At 37.8% G+C, this 18,093-nt stretch carries 17 protein-coding genes; 13 read left to right on the forward strand and 4 right to left on the reverse strand.

Annotation, left to right across the window (positions count from 1 at the left end; translation table 11 throughout):
- Positions 1-61 precede the first annotated feature (61 nt).
- A complete protein-coding gene (locus QVL57_RS05015) occupies positions 62-493 on the reverse strand; it encodes an HIT domain-containing protein (RefSeq protein ID WP_290076218.1) in 432 nt (143 codons plus the stop codon).
- A 3-nt stretch (positions 494-496) separates the two neighbouring features.
- Positions 497-961, reverse strand: coding sequence for a RidA family protein (locus tag QVL57_RS05020; RefSeq protein ID WP_290076220.1), 465 nt, complete (start codon positions 959-961; stop codon positions 497-499).
- A 217-nt stretch (positions 962-1,178) separates the two neighbouring features.
- Between QVL57_RS05020 and rpsB the strand changes: the two genes are divergently transcribed.
- The 12 genes from rpsB (at position 1,179) to lpxB (ending at position 12,859) form a co-directional block, all read left to right on the forward strand.
- Positions 1,179-1,982 (forward strand): 30S ribosomal protein S2, encoded by an 804-nt coding sequence (gene rpsB, locus QVL57_RS05025; protein ID WP_290076221.1) that lies wholly within the window; start codon positions 1,179-1,181, stop codon positions 1,980-1,982.
- A gap of 60 nt (positions 1,983-2,042) precedes the next feature.
- Positions 2,043-2,966, forward strand: coding sequence for a translation elongation factor Ts (tsf, locus tag QVL57_RS05030; protein ID WP_290077405.1), 924 nt, complete (start codon positions 2,043-2,045; stop codon positions 2,964-2,966).
- 24 nt (positions 2,967-2,990) lie between these two features.
- A complete protein-coding gene (gene pyrH, locus QVL57_RS05035) occupies positions 2,991-3,707 on the forward strand; it encodes a UMP kinase (protein WP_290076223.1) in 717 nt (238 codons plus the stop codon).
- Between the two features lie 38 nt (positions 3,708-3,745).
- The gene (frr, locus tag QVL57_RS05040) at positions 3,746-4,306 is read left to right on the forward strand and encodes a ribosome recycling factor (protein WP_290076225.1); all 561 of its coding nucleotides are present in this window, start codon (positions 3,746-3,748) and stop codon (positions 4,304-4,306) included.
- A 22-nt stretch (positions 4,307-4,328) separates the two neighbouring features.
- A complete protein-coding gene (gene uppS, locus QVL57_RS05045) occupies positions 4,329-5,021 on the forward strand; it encodes a polyprenyl diphosphate synthase (protein ID WP_290076226.1) in 693 nt (230 codons plus the stop codon).
- A 27-nt stretch (positions 5,022-5,048) separates the two neighbouring features.
- Complete coding sequence (locus QVL57_RS05050) at positions 5,049-5,879, forward strand: phosphatidate cytidylyltransferase (RefSeq protein WP_290076228.1); 831 nt, start codon at positions 5,049-5,051, stop codon at positions 5,877-5,879.
- A gap of 142 nt (positions 5,880-6,021) precedes the next feature.
- Positions 6,022-8,430 (forward strand): outer membrane protein assembly factor BamA, encoded by a 2,409-nt coding sequence (gene bamA, locus QVL57_RS05055; RefSeq protein WP_290076229.1) that lies wholly within the window; start codon positions 6,022-6,024, stop codon positions 8,428-8,430.
- A gap of 8 nt (positions 8,431-8,438) precedes the next feature.
- On the forward strand, positions 8,439-9,473 hold the full coding sequence (lpxD, locus tag QVL57_RS05060; protein WP_290076231.1) for a UDP-3-O-(3-hydroxymyristoyl)glucosamine N-acyltransferase: 1,035 nt from the start codon (positions 8,439-8,441) through the stop codon (positions 9,471-9,473).
- A gap of 11 nt (positions 9,474-9,484) precedes the next feature.
- Positions 9,485-9,952: a 3-hydroxyacyl-ACP dehydratase FabZ gene (fabZ, locus tag QVL57_RS05065; protein WP_290076233.1), complete on the forward strand. Its 468-nt coding sequence runs from the start codon at positions 9,485-9,487 to the stop codon at positions 9,950-9,952.
- Positions 9,953-9,993: 41 nt separating this feature from the next.
- Complete coding sequence (gene lpxA / locus QVL57_RS05070) at positions 9,994-10,788, forward strand: acyl-ACP--UDP-N-acetylglucosamine O-acyltransferase (RefSeq protein ID WP_290076235.1); 795 nt, start codon at positions 9,994-9,996, stop codon at positions 10,786-10,788.
- 8 nt (positions 10,789-10,796) lie between these two features.
- Positions 10,797-11,654 carry a UDP-2,3-diacylglucosamine diphosphatase LpxI gene (gene lpxI, locus QVL57_RS05075; RefSeq protein ID WP_290076237.1) on the forward strand — a complete coding sequence of 286 codons (858 nt, stop codon included), beginning with the start codon at positions 10,797-10,799 and terminating at the stop codon, positions 11,652-11,654.
- Positions 11,655-11,662: 8 nt separating this feature from the next.
- Positions 11,663-12,859, forward strand: a complete 1,197-nt coding sequence (lpxB, locus tag QVL57_RS05080) for a lipid-A-disaccharide synthase (protein ID WP_290076239.1) — start codon at positions 11,663-11,665, stop codon at positions 12,857-12,859.
- 15 nt (positions 12,860-12,874) lie between these two features.
- Here the strand turns inward: lpxB and gltA are convergent, their stop codons facing one another.
- Both gltA and gltX read right to left on the reverse strand, forming a co-directional pair.
- Entirely contained in the window at positions 12,875-14,164 is a 1,290-nt protein-coding gene (gene gltA / locus QVL57_RS05085) for a citrate synthase (RefSeq protein WP_290076241.1), read from the reverse strand.
- A gap of 75 nt (positions 14,165-14,239) precedes the next feature.
- Positions 14,240-15,655, reverse strand: a complete 1,416-nt coding sequence (gene gltX, locus QVL57_RS05090; RefSeq protein ID WP_290076243.1) for a glutamate--tRNA ligase — start codon at positions 15,653-15,655, stop codon at positions 14,240-14,242.
- 61 nt (positions 15,656-15,716) lie between these two features.
- On the opposite strand from gltX, the gene QVL57_RS05095 reads away from it, so the two are divergent.
- Positions 15,717-18,086 carry a ComEC/Rec2 family competence protein gene (locus QVL57_RS05095; protein ID WP_290076245.1) on the forward strand — a complete coding sequence of 790 codons (2,370 nt, stop codon included), beginning with the start codon at positions 15,717-15,719 and terminating at the stop codon, positions 18,084-18,086.
- The last annotated feature ends 7 nt before the right edge of the window (positions 18,087-18,093 follow it).

Below are 18,093 nucleotides of genomic sequence, written 5' to 3' on the forward strand. Positions count from 1 at the left end.
TCTTCATCATTAAAGGCTGTTGGTTAATAAAATATTCTCAGTAATGATTTAAATTAATTTATTAGGCTTCTAATATAGCTTTTAAAGATTTCGCTTGTGCGTTTAATAAATTTAAATCTACGGCCTTGGAGTTGTGTAAATTTAAGGTTTTATTATTAAAGCGAGGGATAATGTGAAAATGCAAATGAAAAATAGTTTGTCCCCCAGCTTTTTCATTATATTGCATTATAGATATGCCATCAGCTTTAAAGGTTTTCATACACGCGCGGCTTGTTTTTTGTATTAACAGGATTATTGTTCGTAACACTTCTGGTGAAACGTCTAAAATATTTCTTGCTTTTGCTTTGGGCAAAATTAAACAATGTCCATTAGATTCTGGCATAATGTCCATTATTCCTAAGGCCTGTTGGTCTTCATAAAACTTTATGCTATCAAGCTCGCCTCGTAAGATTTTAGCAAAAATATTATTCTCGTCATAAATATGTGCAGTCATTATTTATTTTTCCTTTATGTTGAAAATTGTTTCTACCTCTACAGCGGCATTTAATGGCAGTGCTGCTACGCCAACCGCAGATCTAGCGTGCTTTCCTTTTTCTTCCCAAAGCTGTACGAATAAATCTGAAGCGCCGTTAGCAACTTTTGCTATATCATAAAAATTATTGGCTACTGCAACAAATACAGTAAGCTTTACTACCCCACCTATCAGGCTTAAATCTTTTATATATTCTTTGAGCTGAGCTATGCTATTTAAGGCGCAGTTTTGAGCGCCAATTATAGCTTCTTCGATACTTACATCGGTGCCAACTTTTCCTATAGGATTTAGCTTTCCTTCTTCAAATGGTAATTGACCTGACACAAATAATAAGTTGTTACTGCGTTGTACTGCTACGTAAGTAGCTAAAGCAGAAGGAGCTACGGGCAGTGTTAAGCCTAGGTTTTTCAATTTATCTTCGATTAACATGTTATTTAACCCTTAATTAATATAATTTTGCCTAGCGTATGTTATCCAAATCTTTTTGGTATGTAAATTAGAAAAGGCTTGTATTTAAGTAAAAAATTTGCTAATTGCTTGTACTATACCGCACACTTAAAACAGGGTGGCTAAGAGTTTAGCTGTCCACCGGTGGAGCTTGCTCCTATTTTAAGTGGAGGATAAAACCGGAAAGGATCTACTAAAAATGGCATTGCCTGATTTTACTATGCGTCAGCTTTTGGAGGCTGGCATTCACTTTGGTCACCAACAACATCGTTGGAATCCTAAAATGGCTCCTTATCTTTTTGGGGTTAGAAATAATTTACATATCATTGATTTATCGCAAACAGTACCTTTGCTTCACACTGCTTTAAAAAAGGTGTCTGATACTGTTGCTAATGGCGGTAGAGTTTTATTTGTTGGAACAAAAAGACAATCATCAGATATTATAGCGGAGTCGGCAACCAACTGTGCTCAGTATTATGTTAATTCACGTTGGTTAGGAGGTATGCTAACTAACTGGGGCACTATCTCTAACTCTATTAAGCGTTTGCGTAAATTAGAAGAGCTTTTGGTGTCTGAACAGCAGGGCTTTACTAAAAAAGAACGCTTAAATATAGAAAGAGAGCGTGAAAAATTAACGAGAGCCTTGGGTGGTATTAAAGATATGGGCTCCTTGCCCGACCTTATGTTTATAATCGATACTAATAAAGAAGCAATTGCCGTGCAAGAGGCTAAAAAACTTGGGATACCAGTGGTAGCGGTTATAGATAGTAATTCCAATCCTGATGGCATTGACTATCCTATCCCTGGCAATGATGACGCTTCTCGATCTATAGCGCTTTATTGCGAGCTTGTAGCTAGAGCGGCTATTGATGGAATTGAACGGCAGCAGAGAAACTTAGGAACAGATTTAGGCGCCCAAGAGTTGCCTTTGCAAGAGGCTCTTGTAGCAGAAAAGCTTGAAAATATGGATGAAAATAAAACAGATTCCAATTTGGCTGGGTAGCATTTTGTAATTTGATTGATAGTATTTTTATAGCACATGACTTATTTTAGAAGGGTATAGATAATGATAACTGCAGAACAGGTTAAAGAACTGCGTAGTTTAACTGGTGCTGGTTTAATGGATTGCAAAGCTGCTTTGAAAGAAAGTGCTGGTGACATAGAAGCTGCAATTGATTGGTTGCGTAAAAAAGGTATAGCTAAGGCGGATAAAAAAGCAGACAGAACTGCTGCAGAAGGTTTGGTTGGAGTAGCTAGCCATGAAAATACAGCTATAATGGTTGAAATAAATTCCGAAACAGATTTTGTAGCTCGTAATGGGGATTTCCAGAATCTAGTTCGGAATGTTATGCATGCTGCGCTTCAGTCAGATAGGCCATATGAGGATTTGGGCAAGGCTAAATATGATGCTGATGGAAAAACTGTTGATGAGGCTATGCGTGATGCTGTCGCTACCATAGGTGAAAAGATTTCTTTGCGTCGTAATGTGCGCTTGCAAGTAGATAAAGGGCTTGTGGCGACTTATGTGCATAATAGTGTTGCTGAAGGTTTAGGAAAAATTGGAGTACTTGTTGCAATTGAAACAAGTGGCGACAAAGCCGCTGCGGTTAATTTTGGGCGCCAAGTCGCTATGCATATTGCAGCAATAAATCCGTTGGCGCTTAATCAAAATGAGCTAGATGCAGAGGTTATAGCCAGAGAAAGAGCTATATTTTCTGAGCAAGCTAGGGCGTCTGGCAAACCAGAAAATATTATTGAAAAAATGGTCGAAGGTCGTATTCGTAAATTTTATGAAGAAGTGGTTTTGCTTTCACAACCTTTTGTGGTTAATCCTGATTTAACTGTGAGCGAAGCTTTAAAAGAAGCTGAGAAAACTGTTGGGGCTCCAATGGTTATTAAATCTTTTGTTCGTTTTGCTTTAGGTGAGGGTATTGAAAAAGTAGAGACGGATTTTGCCGAAGAGGTCGCTGCCGCAGCAAAAGCTTAGTCTATTATTTTTGGAGACCTCGCTGTGTCAATAGATACAACCTATAAACGTGTGTTACTTAAAGTTTCTGGCGAAGCTCTTATGGGCGAAAAGGGATTTGGTATTGATGTTGACGTTGTTGACCGTATAGCTGCAGATATAGCTAAAATGCGAGCGATGGGAGTTTGTATTGCTATCGTAATTGGTGGTGGCAATATAGCTCGCGGTGTAACTTTGGCCGCAAATAAACAAGAGCGCGTTACTGGCGATCATATGGGGATGCTTGCAACTGTTATAAATGCTTTAGCTTTACGCAGTGCATTGATGCGCTTGCAGGTTGATGCGATGATTTTATCTGCTATATCTATGCCTCAAATTTGTGAGGCATTTAGCCAACAGCGAGTTTTAAAAAATTTAGATGCTGGCAAAGTAGTGATATTCGCTGCTGGCACTGGAAACCCGTTTTTTACCACAGATACTGCTGCTGCTTTGCGAGCGGCAGAGATAGGTGCTGATGTGCTTATTAAGGCAACACAGGTGGACGGTATTTATGATGCTGATCCCAAATTATATAAGGATGCTAAAAAAATTGCTGCTGTAAGCTATGATGAAGTGTTAAAGCATAATTTTTCTGTAATGGATATGACGGCTATATCGTTGGCTAAAGAAAATAGCATTCCAATAATTATATATTCTATAATAGAGGTGGGTGGATTAGAAAAAATATTATCTGGCTCGGGTAATTTTTCCATAATTAGTTAACATTAAATTTTGCCATTTAAGACAAAGAGAGATTAACAATGAGTGATGTTTTTACTACTGTAGATTTAAAACGCCGTATGGAGGGTGCCCTTTCGGCGCTTTCACACGAGCTATCTGGTTTGCGTACAGGGCGTGCCTCGGCAAATTTACTAGACCCTATAAAAGTTGAATCCTATGGATCGCAAGTTTCGCTTAATCAAGTAGCAAATATTACCGTGCCTGAACCCCGTATGATTTGTGTTGCTGTTTGGGATAAAACGCAAGTTTCGGCCGTAGATCGTGCTATTAGAGAGTCTAGGCTTAATTTGAATCCTATCATAGATGGTACCTTATTGCGTATCCCTCTGGCTGATTTGAATGAGGAACGACGTAGAGAATTAGTAAAGATTGCACAACAATATGCAGAGCAAGCGCGTATAGCTATACGGCATGTGCGTAGGGATGGGATGGAGCATATTAAAAAATTAGAAAAGGATAGTGCAATTAGCAAAGACGATAGCCGCATTTTTTCTGAGCAAGTGCAATCTTTAACAGATAATATGGTAAAGCAAGTGGATGTATTATTAGAAAAAAAAGAAGCGGAAATAATGCAGGTATAATTTGGCTGCATAAGGATTTTTTATGACAGAGTTACGCCATATAGCTATTATAATGGACGGTAATGGCAGATGGGCAGAGCGTAAATTTTCTTCACGCAAGCTAGGTCACGCGGAAGGTGTCAAAATCGTTCCACGTATAATTGAGCGAGCCTTGAAAATTGGTTTGCCTTGCTTAACTCTTTTTGCTTTTTCGTGTGAGAATTGGACGCGGCCAGAAGATGAAGTGTCGAATATTCTAGAATTAATAAAGCGCTTTATTTCACATGATCTACAAACTCTGCACGAAAAAAATGTTAGGTTAAAGATTCTTGGTAGAAGAGATAATCTTGATGATTCGTTGGTAGCTTTGTTTGACCAGGCTGAATCTAAAACGAGTGAAAATACTGGTCTTATGTTGAATATAGCTTTTAATTATAGTGGGCGTGATGATATTATACGTGCTGTAAATAAATTGATTCTAGCCGATGATTTGGAAGTAACAGAGGAAAAATTTGCAACCTACTTGGATACTTCAATATTTGGTGACCCTGACCTTATAATTCGGACTAGTGGTGAAATGCGTTTATCAAATTTTTTGCTTTGGCAAGCGGCTTATTCTGAACTATATTTTTGCGATTGTTATTGGCCTGACTTTGGTGTAAAGCATTTCGATGCGGCGATAAAAGAATATAAAAAACGAAAGCGTACTTTTGGGCGGCTTAGTAATTCTAACTAGTACTTATTTTATTTATTTGGATTAATTATGCATAATTTATTATTACGCCTAGTTACGGGGTTTATTTTAGCTTTTTTTGCGGGTTTATTGACCTACTTTGGTGGAGTATGGTTTAATCTTTTTATAATCTTGTTATGTGGATTAGTTTATTTTGAATATCAAACTATAGCTAATACTTATTATTCGCTTTTATTAAAGTCATGTGCTTGGTTTTTTTATGCAATAGTTGCAATTTTAATATTAGCAAATATTTCAATATATGTTGTGCTACAATTGATAGCGTTTTTGTCTGTTTTGACTGGGATTTTAGCTTATTATGATTCTTTTTTTATAGCGGTAAGAAAAAAAATAAGTATTGAAAATATTTTTTGGCCATTTTTTGGTTTTTTATATACTGTTCTACCTTTGTTGTGTTTAAGTTATTTAAGAACAACCGTTGTTTTTGGTGATGTTATTGTTTTCTATTTATTTGCTGCTGTATGGGGTAGTGATATAGGTGGGTATGTTGGAGGCAAATTAATAGGCGGCGTTAAATTAGCCCCCAGTATATCGCCAAATAAAACCTGGGCTGGAGCATTTTTTGGTGGTTTTTTTGCTATAATTTTTGTAGGACTATTAGGGATTTTTATAAAAAAACTTAGCTTTACTTTTATTTGGCCTGCTTTATTGCTGGCCAGCTTTGCACAGTTAGGCGATTTATTTGAATCTATGATCAAACGAAGATTTTCTGTAAAGGATTCTGGTAGCATTTTGCCTGGTCATGGTGGAGTTTTAGACAGAGTAGACGGGTTGTTATTTGCTGTTGTTGCTTGGTCGGTGCTCCTTTTATTTACTAAGGACCTAATGGAGCTATTTTAGTTTGCTAACCAAGGCCTGAGTAGGTATTAAACTTATAGAAAAAATTTCTTGCATAATAAGCATATTTAGGTTATCTAGATAATGGATTTGATGCAAATCACGCTTGTGATTAAATAAATATAGTAGGGGTAGGAGCTAGAATATGCTTGCAAAGAGAACTAGTATTACAGGTAAAAAAGCTAGATGTGATCTGGCTGTTATCTCAAGGATAGCATTACTCGCAGGCGCTGTATATTTTTCTGCTTCAGTTTCTTCTAATGCTGCTGTTGTGCATAATATTTTTGTGCATGGGAATAATAAAATAAGCCAGCAAGAAATTATAGATCATTTAGGAATTAGTATTAATCAAGATTTTTCTAGTACCGCTATTGATACTGCTGTGAAGAATTTATTTGCTCTTGGCTTTTTTTCGGATGTACATGTTAATCAAGTTGGCGACAGACTTATAGTTTCAGTTAAAGAATATAATTTAGTTAACGGAGTTTTTTTTGAAGGTAATAAAAAAATTCCTTCTAAGAATTTACAGTCACTCTTGTTAATTAAGCCTAGGCAGTCTTTTAATTCGTCAAACTTGGCGGCGGATGTAAAGACTATAAAGGATGCTTATAAAGCAGCTGGTCTTGATAATGTGAATGTAACTACGCGCACTATGAATGTAGGTGGTGGTAGTGTTAATGTAGTGTTTCATATAGATGAGACAAAAGAACTAAAAATTAAAAAAATTATCTTTGTAGGTAATAATAAGTTTTCGCCAAGGCGCTTGGGTGAAGTTATACATATGCAGTCTACAGGATTGTTTACTTGGTTAACGCATGCCGATGTGTATAATCAAGATAGATTAGCAGTTGATGAGGAAGCGCTCAGGCATTTTTATTTTACGCATGGTTATGCTGATTTTAATGTAGTTTCTGCAAAGGCCGTTTTGGATCCTCAAACTAATAGTTATACTGTTACTTTTGTGCTTTCAGAAGGCCCTAAATATAAATTTGGTAATATAAAAATTGAAAGTACGGTAGATCAAGTCGCCGTTAAGCCACTGTATAATGTCGTAAAAACTCGTACAGGGCACGAATATAATAGCGATAAAGTAGAGGACAGCCTGAGTGCTATAAACGATGCCATTGTTAATTCTGGTTATGCTTTTGCAAAAGTCGATGCTCATACAGATCATGATTTTAATAACAAGACTATTTCTATGATATATAGTATTAATCGTGGTGAAAGGGCTTATATTGAGAGAATAGAAGTTTCCGGGAATAGTAAAACTAAAGATTATGTTGTTCGTAGAGAATTTGATTTAAGTGAAGGTGATGCACTTAACGCTACTCTAATCAGGCGGGCAAAGCGTAGATTGGAAGCATTAGGGTTTTTCCAATCTGTTGATATAACGACTAAACCTGGGGATGCTCCAGATCAGGTAGTGCTAGTAGTAAATGTGGTAGAAAACGCTACCGGAGAGTTTTCCGTAGGTGGTGGTTATACCACTGGTGGTGTTAGCCCAGGGGCTTCATTGGATTTGTCTGTTGCTGAAAATAACTTTTTAGGTAGAGGTCAATATATCCGTGTGGGCGCAGGCGCAGGCCGTGATTCTGCTCGTAACTTCAATTTTTCTTTTACTGAGCCTTACTTTTTTGGCCATCGCTTGCCAGTAGGTATAGACTTGTTTCGTACTACTTATCGTATGGATAATGATTATGGTGTTATGGAAATGGGGGGAAGTCCTAGGATTGTTATTCCTCTATCAGAAAATTTAGCTGCTAATCTATCTTATAATCTAGTAAAGGAGCGCTATAGTTTGGGCGCTGGAATAAAACCAGAAGCTCTTAAGCAACAGTATGCTGGTGCCATTGCCAAAGCGGCTGAGAAACCTTGGTTACGCTCATCATTAGCGTATGGTTTAGTCTATAATAGCTTAGATAACATGCGCATTCCTAGAAGCGGTTTGTATATTAAAGTTGCTCAAGAATTTGCTGGCTTGGGCGGTGAGGCCAAATATTTGAAGACTTATGGTAAGGTGATGTCTTATACTACTTTGTCTGACCAGCATGATATTATCGGACTTCTTTCTGCTGGAGCGGGCTTTATGCATCAAAGCGATGCAGGTGGGGCTCGTGTATTTGATATGTTTAAGAATGATAATGATATGGTACGTGGATTTAAATATAATGGTATGGGCCCAAGACAGAAATCACTTGGTGGCTCTACTTATTTTATCGGTGGTTCTAAATATATGAACGCTACAGCGGAGTTACAATATGCTATTCCTGTGTTAACGGATAGTTTAGGAATGAGGGGAGCTGTGTTTGCTGATGCTGGTACTGTATACGACAATCCTTACTTGCCTACCACTCCTTGTAGTGCTCCAAACACCCCTAAGAGCTGCGAGCCTGGTGTAACGAATAATAAAATGTTTTTACGCTCTTCCGTTGGTGTAAGTTTGATGTGGGCTTCTCCTATAGGGCCGTTGCGGTTTGACTACGCCGTTCCAATTAGAAAAGATAAGGGAGATTTGATTGAGGCCTTTAACTTTGGTGTTTCGAGTAAATTCTGAGGTGCCTTGTGAGCTCTCCCCGCTTTTATAATTTAGCTTCACCCATAACTTTGGGTGAAGCTGTTGAGCTTAGCGGCGCTAAGCTGTTGAATGAAGGTTATAGCGAGCGGCTTATAAAGAATCTTTCTTCCTGTGAAAAGGCCTCGAAAGATTCTTTGATATTTATTGAGAATAAAAAATATCTTTTAAATATTAAAAATCTTAGTGTTGCGGCTGTGTTGTGTACTGCTGAAATAGCTGAGGCGATACCTTCTCATATAGCTGTTTTAGTAGCAAAGCGACCTTATTATAGTTTTTGTATTATAGCAAATTTCTTGTACCAAGTTCCATTAACTAGCGACAACAGCCACTTAGATAGCAATTTTCCTAATAGCTATGTCGATAAAACGGCGATTCTAGAAGAAAATGTGATAATTGAAGCTGGTGCACATATTGGCGCGCATGTTCAAATAGGTAAGAATACTATAATCAAAGCTTTGGCTACTATTGGTCCTAATTGCACTGTAGGAAGAGATTGTTTAATAGGATATGGGGTCACCTTGCAATTTGCTATGTTAGGGGATAAGGTAATTCTGCATCCTGGAGCTCGTGTTGGGCAGGATGGGTTTGGTTATTTACCAGCTAGCGATGGTATTACGAAAATACCTCAATTGGGTCGTGTAATTATACAAGATAATGTAGAAATTGGTGCCAATTCTACTATTGATCGCGGTAGTCTTGATGATACGATAATTGGAGAAGGAACAAAGATTGATAATTTAGTGCAAATTGCACATAATGTTCGTTTAGGTAGGTTTTGTGTTATTGCTGGCCATTGCGGTATTTCTGGTAGTGTTACTGTTGGCGATCAGACTTTATTAGGTGGACATGTAGGTATAAAAGATCATATTAAAATTGGTTCAAGAGTGGCTATAGCTGCTGCGAGCGGCGTAATGAATGATATCCCCGACGGTGAAACTTGGGGCGGGGTGCCAGCTAGACCCGTTAAACAATGGTTTCGTGAAGTTATCACCTTACGAAATTTGGGAATTTCAGGAAAATAATAGGTTTTTTTATGAGTGATAAAACTCGTCTTTCTCATGCAGATATTTTAAAAATTTTATCGGTGTTGCCGCACCGTTATCCTTTCTTATTGATTGATAAAATAACAGCAATTGATGGGGACAATAGTGCTATAGGAATAAAAAATGTTACTTTTAACGAGCCATATTTCTTAGGACATTTTCCGGGGATGCCAATAATGCCTGGTGTGCTGATTATTGAGGCTATGGCTCAAACGGCAGGGACTATTTCTTTATTAGCAAATTTTGAGCAAAGCAAACCGGGAACCGTTTATTTTCTAACTATCGATAAAGCAAAATTTAGAAAACCAGTTGTTCCAGGAGATCAGCTGGAGCTGCATGTACATAAAATAAAATATAGGGCTGGCGTTTCAAAGTACGCATGTATAGCTCAAGTTGATGGCCAAAAAGTTGCTGAAGCTGAGGTTTCTGCAATGATAGGCTTAAGCGAAGAAAATTAAACTTTGGGGCAAAGCGTATAGCTGGTAAAAAGGATATTTCTATGTGCGCGCAAAATATACATAGCACGGCTTTTGTCGCTCCTGCTGCAAGGTTAGGAAGCAATGTAAAAATTGGTCCGTTTACTGATATTGGACCAGAGGTTGAAATTGGCGACGATTGCGAAATAATGAGCCATGTAGTTATAACTGGTACGGTTAAAATAGGGGCTGGTGCAAAGATATATCCGCATGCTGTTCTGGGATGTGAGCCACAAAATAATCGCCATAGAGGGGGTAAGACTGCTTTGGTAATTGGTCGTAATTGTACGATACGTGAAGGGGTGACCATGCATAGGGGCTCTGATGATAGTAAAGGTATTACGGTAATAGGTGATAATTGCTTATTTTTAGCTTATGCTCATGTGGCCCATGATTGTATAATTGGTAATAATGTTACTTTTGCTAATAATGTTATGGTAGGTGGACATGTAGAAATTGGTGATCGTGTAATTATAGGCGGCGGTGGTGCAGTTCATCAATTTGTAAGGGTTGGCCATCATGCGTTTGTTGGCGGGCTGGCCGCTTTAGTTAACGATTTAATTCCATATGGTTCAGCTATTGGTGTAAATGCACATTTAGGGGGGCTTAATTTAATAGGTATGAGGCGGGCAAATATGCCCCGTAGCGAAATACATAATGTGCGGCATGCAGTTGAGATGTTATTTGATAGGACAAAAACGTTAAGTGACCGAGTTATTGATGTGGGTTGTCTTTATGAGGGATCGCCTGCAGTACAAGATTTACTAGCTTTTCTTAATATAAAAACAAAAAGATCTTATTGTACTCCGTTAGTGTGACCTTTTAAATGACATTAACGGGATTTGAAAATATAGCTGTTGTCTGTGGTAATGGATTGTTACCGTTAACAGTCATACGGGCTTTATTGAGTTACGGGCATAAGCCCTTGATAGTATTACTGCGTGGTAATGTAGATAAAAGCTTGTATGAGCCATATATACTTAAGCATTGCGCTGTAGTTGAGATATCAATCTCTGAACTTTCTGTGTTCGTAAATACGTTACGAAAACACGATGTCTTTAAGGTAGTATTAGTTGGTGGGGTGAGCTCGCGTCCGAGAGCTAAAGATATAAAACTTGATTGGATTAACTTACTAGCTCTGAAAGAGTTATTACCAGCTTTTAAAAGCGGTGATGATGCTTTATTACGTAGTTTTATTAGATTTTTAGAAAAATTTGGTTTTACAATATTAGGGCCGCAACAAATTGTTCCGGATTTGTTAGCTCCCCCAGCTGCTACTTTAACAAAAACTTGCCCAAATACAAATGAAAAACGTAATTTATCAAAAGCGATAGAAGCTGCAAAAGTGCTAGGCGCTTTGGATATAGGTCAGGCTGTTGTAGCTGTTGGCGGACGTGTTGTAGCCGTAGAGGGAGCTGAGGGGACTGATAATATGCTATTACGTATCAAACAAATACGGTGTGAAAAACGCATTGAAAATTATGGTGGGGTATTAGTAAAAGCTGCTAAGCCAAATCAAGAATTGCGCATAGATTTGCCGACTATCGGGCTGAATACTCTATATAACGCTTATCAAGCTGGTTTAAAGGGTATAGGCGTAGAGGCTGGATGTAGTTTTATTTTAGACAAAGCACAAGTTATCCAACAGGCTAATGAATATGGTATGTTTATCAGCAGTTTTTAGGAGTAGCTTTGCGAAAAGTTTTTAATTTAGCTATAATTGCAGGGGAAGAATCTGGAGATTTATTAGGCGCTGATTTAGTTGCTTGTTTAAAAAAAATAGCACCACATTTAGAGCTGCGATTGATTGGTATTGGAGGAGAGCATTTAGCCAAACAAGGTTTACAAAGTTTTTTTCCCATTTCTGAGATTTCTTTGATGGGAATAGGTGAAGTATTAGTTAAATTACCTAAGCTGTTATATTATATTAATCGCTTAACAAAATATCTTCTTAAGCAAGAATTAGATTGTTTATTAATAATAGACAGTCCAGATTTTACTCATCGTGTTGCTAAAAAGATAAAAAGAATCCTCCCTACTTTACCGATAATCCAATATATTGCACCTTCAGTTTGGGCTTGGCGAGCAAAAAGAGCGCAAAAAATGCGATTCTTTATAGATCATCTCTTGGTTATTTTGCCCTTCGAAGTAGAATGTATGAAAAAGCTTAACGGTCCAGATTCAACTTATGTAGGGCATAAATTACTCTATAGCGAAGATATAAAAAAAGTACTTATAAGTAGGGGCGCAAGGGAACATTATGACGTTTTGTCATTTCCGACGTTGCTGTTATTACCAGGGTCGCGGCGCTTTGAGATAAAAAGGCTTATGCCTTTATTTGGGAAAATGATTGATAATCTTTTAACCCAAGTACCTCTGCTTCAAATTAAGATTGTAACCTTACCTCGTTTATATGAAGAAATATCTAAATTAGCAAAAAATTGGCAAGTTAAGCCTATTATAGAGTATACGGAGGCAGAAAAATGGAAAACACTAGCTCAGGCAGATATAGCTTTGGCAGCTAGTGGGACCGCTTTACTTGAATTAGCTTTGTGCGATGTACCCTCTATTTCTGTTTATAAAATGGATTTAGTTGCTAAGGTGATTATTAAGCCGCAGATTAAGATTTGGAGCGCTGCTTTGCCAAATATCATTGCTGGTAAACCAATAATTCCAGAATTTTATAATGATTATGCTAGAGCGGAGAATTTGGCCCATCAAGTGCAGTATTTATTAGAAAATAAATATGCCAGAAAAGCTCAATTAGCCAGCTTTGCTGATATGCGTACAATTATGCAAACACCAGAACCAGCTGGCGTGTCCGGTGCCAAGGCTCTTTTAAAAATATGTGGTGAAAACTTGGAGAGTAGCCTTGTTAAAAAAACGTAGGCTACTCTTGGTTAATTAACGTTTTTCTATATCAACATAGTTACGCTTGGTTGACCCTGTGTAAAGCTGACGAGGTCGGCCAATTTTCTGTGCTGGATCTTCTATCATTTCTTTCCATTGAGCTACCCAGCCAACGGTTCTAGCCAATGCAAATAGCACTGTAAACATTTCTGTAGGAAAGCCCAGTGCTTTTAAAGTAATTCCTGAGTAAAAGTCTACATTTGGATATAGTTTTTTCTCAACAAAATATTCATCATGTAGGGCTATATGCTCAAGTTCTATTGCTATATCGAGTAGTGGATCGTCTTTAATCCCTAACTCACTTAGTACTTCATGGCAGGTTTTTTGCATTATTTTAGCACGTGGATCATAATTTTTGTATACTCTATGTCCAAAGCCCATTAAACGGAACGGATCGTTTTTGTCTTTTGCTTTAGCTATATAAGTGGGTATATTTTCTACGGAACCTATTTCTTCTAGCATTTTTAGGCATGCTTCATTTGCACCGCCATGGGCAGGCCCCCATAGGCAGGCTACGCCTGCAGCAATTGCAGCAAAAGGATTCGCCCCTGAAGATCCGGCTAATCTTACCGTAGAAGTAGATGCATTTTGTTCATGATCTGCGTGTAGCGTAAAAATACGATCCATAGCTCTAGCTAATTTTGGTTTAATTTTATATTCTTCTGTTGGAACAGAAAAACACATGTGTAGAAAATTAGAAGCGTAGTCCAAATCATTTCGTGGATAAACAAATGGTTGACCAATACTATATTTGTAAGCCATTGCTGCTAAAGTTGGCACCTTGGCGATCAAGCGCATAGAAGCTATCATGCGTTGACGTGGATCTGTGATATCAATAGAGTCATGGTAGAAAGCAGACATTGCTCCCAGGCAACCTATCATCACCGCCATTGGGTGTGAATCCCTTCGAAATCCATGAAAAAACCTAGCAAATTGTTCGTGTACCATGGTATGCTCACGCACTCTTTGATCAAAATCGGCTTTTTGTGCTTTATTAGGTAGCTCGCCATGCAATAATAGATAGCAGCATTCAAGAAAATCTCCACCTTCGGCAAGCTCATCAATTGGATAGCCGCGATAAAGTAAAATCCCTGCTTCGCCATCTATATATGTTATCTTAGATTCGCAGGAGGCCGTAGAAGTAAAGCCTGGATCGTAGGTAAACATACCTAACTCTTTATTAAGCGGTGCTATTTCTATCACAGCTGGTCCAATAGTGCCTTGTTTTATAGCAAATTCAGCAGTCTTGTTCCCTACGCTAATTTTTGCAGTATCTTGTGACATTATATCCCTTCCTTTGTGATATTAGTATGAGCATATTAAAAAACAAATTTATAGCTTTTGCAAGTCAAATTTGTTTTATTCTAATTGGTCTTTGATGCGTGCTATAGCTTCTTCTTTCGTTAGTATCGTTAAAAGATCGCCGATGCCTAACGCTTTTTCTTGGCCAGTTAACGCTGCTCTGATTGGTTGTGCGATGGTTGGCAATTTGACATTATTATCTTTAGCAAAATTTTTTACTAGATTGTTTAAATTTTCCTTTGACCAATCATTGCAGCTTATCAAAATTGGCAAAAAGCTTTTAAGTAATTGCTTGTTTTCAGCGTTTAATATGCATAAACTTTGTGCATCTAAAATTATAGGTCTTTGTTTAAGAATAAACGCTGCATCTTGTAGTAAATCGAGTAATGTTTTTGCGCGATCCTTTAATACAGGCAGGGCCTGTTTAAGCTGTGTTTTTTGTTGCTCGCTAATTTGATGTGTCGCCTCTAATCCGATCTGCGGTAAGAGGCTTGGGAAATTTTCTATTAATAGTTTCAGTAGTTGTTCATTTTCGCTATGCTTTATGTAATAACCATTAATATGATTGAGTTTTTGAAAATCAAATTTTGCAGCGCTTTTATTAACATCTACTATGTCAAACCACTTTACGATTTGTTCTAACGACATAATTTCGTCATCGCCATGGCTCCAGCCTAGTCGCATTAGGTAGTTTATTAAGGCTGGCGCTAAATAACCCATATCTTTATAATTATTTACGCCTAAGGCTCCATGGCGTTTTGAAAGTTTTGCTCCGTCTGCTCCGTGTATTAATGGTATGTGGGCTGTTTGGGGCATTTCCCATTTCATAGCTTGATATATAATTGCTTGCCTGGCTGTATTTGTTAAATGATCATCACCCCTTATGATATGCGTAATCCCCATATCATGATCGTCGACAACTACAGCATGCATATAGGTTGGTGTGCCGTCTGATCTTAAAATTATAAAATCATCAAGGTCTTTATTTTGAAAGGCAATTTCCCCTTGCACTAAATCTTTGATTATAGTAGTGCCACTAAGCGGTGCTTTAATCCGTATAACTGGCTTAATATCTGTCTGTGTTGGGGCCTTAGTTTCATTGCGCCATGGGCTAGCATAGCGATTTGTGGTAGTATCTGCCCTGACAGCAGCAATTTCTTCTTTGCTTGCATAGCAATAATAAGCTCTACCTTGTTTTACGAGTTCTATTGCTATTTCTTGATGCCTTGATTTTCTTGAAAATTGTGAAATCGGCTCGCCACTCCAATCTATGCCTAACCACTTAAGTCCAGAAATAATAGCATCCACCGCTTCTTGTGTAGACCTCTTTAAGTCTGTATCTTCAATACGTAATAGCATCTTGCCGCCCATGTGTTTTGCGTAGGCCCAGTTGAATAATGCTGTGCGTGCACCGCCAATATGTAGAAATCCAGTAGGTGAGGGCGCAAAACGTGTTATAATAGGTTTGGACATGGTTATTCCTATCTTTTAATTTAGAGCGATTTAGTGTCAGGATATATAAACATATTATAAAATGCAAAGAAAATTCTTTAAGTTTATCAAAGCTAAACCAAAAGCAACACTGCAAAATCTACGTCCGGTTGTTTATGTTCCTATAAAATTGCCTCCCAAAACCTATACTTCACCAGCTGAAGCTATTTATAACGTTGTGCGCATTAAAAATGCTGTTGCTCATTCTAAAACTAAATATGCTTCGTTTCTCGAAGTATTGTTAAAGCGATATAGTTTTTTAGAAAGCTTTATAAATGCCATAAAAGAAGAAAAGCGATATGGGGCATTTTTCTTAATCGCTTCCTTGTTGTCGGTAGTAGGAGCAGTAATATATTTTTGGCTTGATTACGAAATAGCTATTAAATCAATATTAGCTGTAGCAGGCATAGCATTATCTTTAGCCTATTTATCTCGCCGTTTAAAGCCAGTTGCTTCTATATTTTTACTATTATTAGCTTTGTTGACTGGGGTAGCTGCTGCTAAATTGGAAGATTTGCGCTATAGTACTAAGATGTTACCAAAAGATACTGTAACTTACATAAAAGCAAAAGTTTTATTCCTTGAGCAGCAAAAAGCACATAAATATCGCTTGTTGCTAAAACTATTAGATACACAGCATCCGCATTTGGACGGCGCTCCTGATATAATTAGGCTATCAGCGCGTATAATACCTAATGATTTGGGTGTTGGAGATAATATAGAGGGTCGAGTATTTTTGCGTGCTTTGTCTGGGCCAGTACGGCCAGATAATTATGATTTTGCGTTTTATAATTATTTTCAAGGCATTGGTGCGCAAGGCTTCTTTTTACGTGCGCCTCAGCTTTATGCCACAAATGATAAGTTCGATATTATTACAACTATATCCTTAAAAATTTCTAGATTGCGCTTTGCATTATTGCAGCGTATAAAACAACATGATGGTAGCGAAAATGGGGCTATAGCCGCGGCATTAATTGCTGGTACGCACGGTGGTATTAGTCAGGAAACTAATAATGCTTTGCGTATTGCTGGGCTTGCGCATGTTTTAGCTATTTCTGGGTTACATATGTCTATGATTACTGGAATTGTTTTCTTTACCATTCGCGGCATATTGTCCCTTTTTATGTCTTTTGCATCGTATTTTTCTATTAAAAAAATTTCGGCTTGTGTTGCTTTAGTAGCTGCTAGTTGTTATTTTTTACTTTCTGGCTCCAGCCCTTCTGCTCAGCGCAGTTTCATTATGGCGTCGATTATCTTTTTGGCTATTATTTTAGACCGTCGCGCTATTACTTTACATAATTTAAGTTTAGCTATTTGGGTCGCAGTGCTTATTTATCCGCATCAAATATTAGACCCTAGCTTTCAAATGTCATTTTCTGCCGCTGGCGCATTAATAGCTGCCTATGGATTTTATACACGTTGGAAAAGCGAGGAAGGTCTAGGTCATATACCAGGGCCCCAAATTGGCTCTGTTTGGCTTGCTGGGTTTATGTATATAAAAAATATGTGGCAGGCTTTGTTTGCTGCCGCAACATCTTCGTTGGTTGCTGGCGCTGCGAGTGGTATTTTTGCTGCCTATCATTTTGGTAATACGGCTCCGTTTGGCGTTATCAGCAATGCTTTGATATTTCCGGTAATAACTTTTATTATAATGCCTTTTGCTGTGATTGCAGTTTTGGCTATGTTATTCCATTTGGAGGCTGGGCCCATTTTTATAATGTGCAAAGGCATAGTTTTGCTAAAGTATATTGCTTTTTGGGTGGTTTCTTTTTCACCTCATATACAAGTTAAGTATATTTCTTCTTTGACATTAGCTGTTTTGTCCCTTGGATTTTGTCTCTTAATAATTTTGCGTACAAAGCTACGGCTGATAGGGTTTTTTATAATGCTTTTGGGAGCTTTGATGTATTATTTGGAGCCTATACCAATTGCGTTGATTTCAGAAAATGGTAAGATGGTGGCGGCTATAAATAAAGATAGATCTCTTGCTTTGGCTTATAAACGACCTTCGAATTTTACGTTAACAAATTGGCAAAAAGCTTTTGGTATAGAGCATATTCTTTTGCCAGTAAGCGATGCAGAATCGCATAGCCGCTTGCAATTTATTTGTAATGCCGATGTTTGTTCTCATCGCTTGGTGAATGGAGAGATGTTATATGTAGCCGCAAATGAGCGTGGCAAAAATTTGGCGTTACAAGCGCAGGCTGCGTCAAAAATTATCTTTTTAAATTATAAAAATTATGATATGCCACAAACAGAAATAAGTAATAATTATCATATGCTAATTATTAAGAAAGAGAATTTGGCAGCACGCGGTGCGCTAGAGATTTTTGCTGATCATAAATTAGCTTGGGCAATAAATCATCCGGTGCGATCTTGGAATGCTTATAGAATATCTTCAGCTAGGGATTAAGGAGAGG

The organism is Bartonella sp. TP (assembly GCF_030406085.1).
Lineage (GTDB): Bacteria > Pseudomonadota > Alphaproteobacteria > Rhizobiales > Rhizobiaceae > CALTWN01.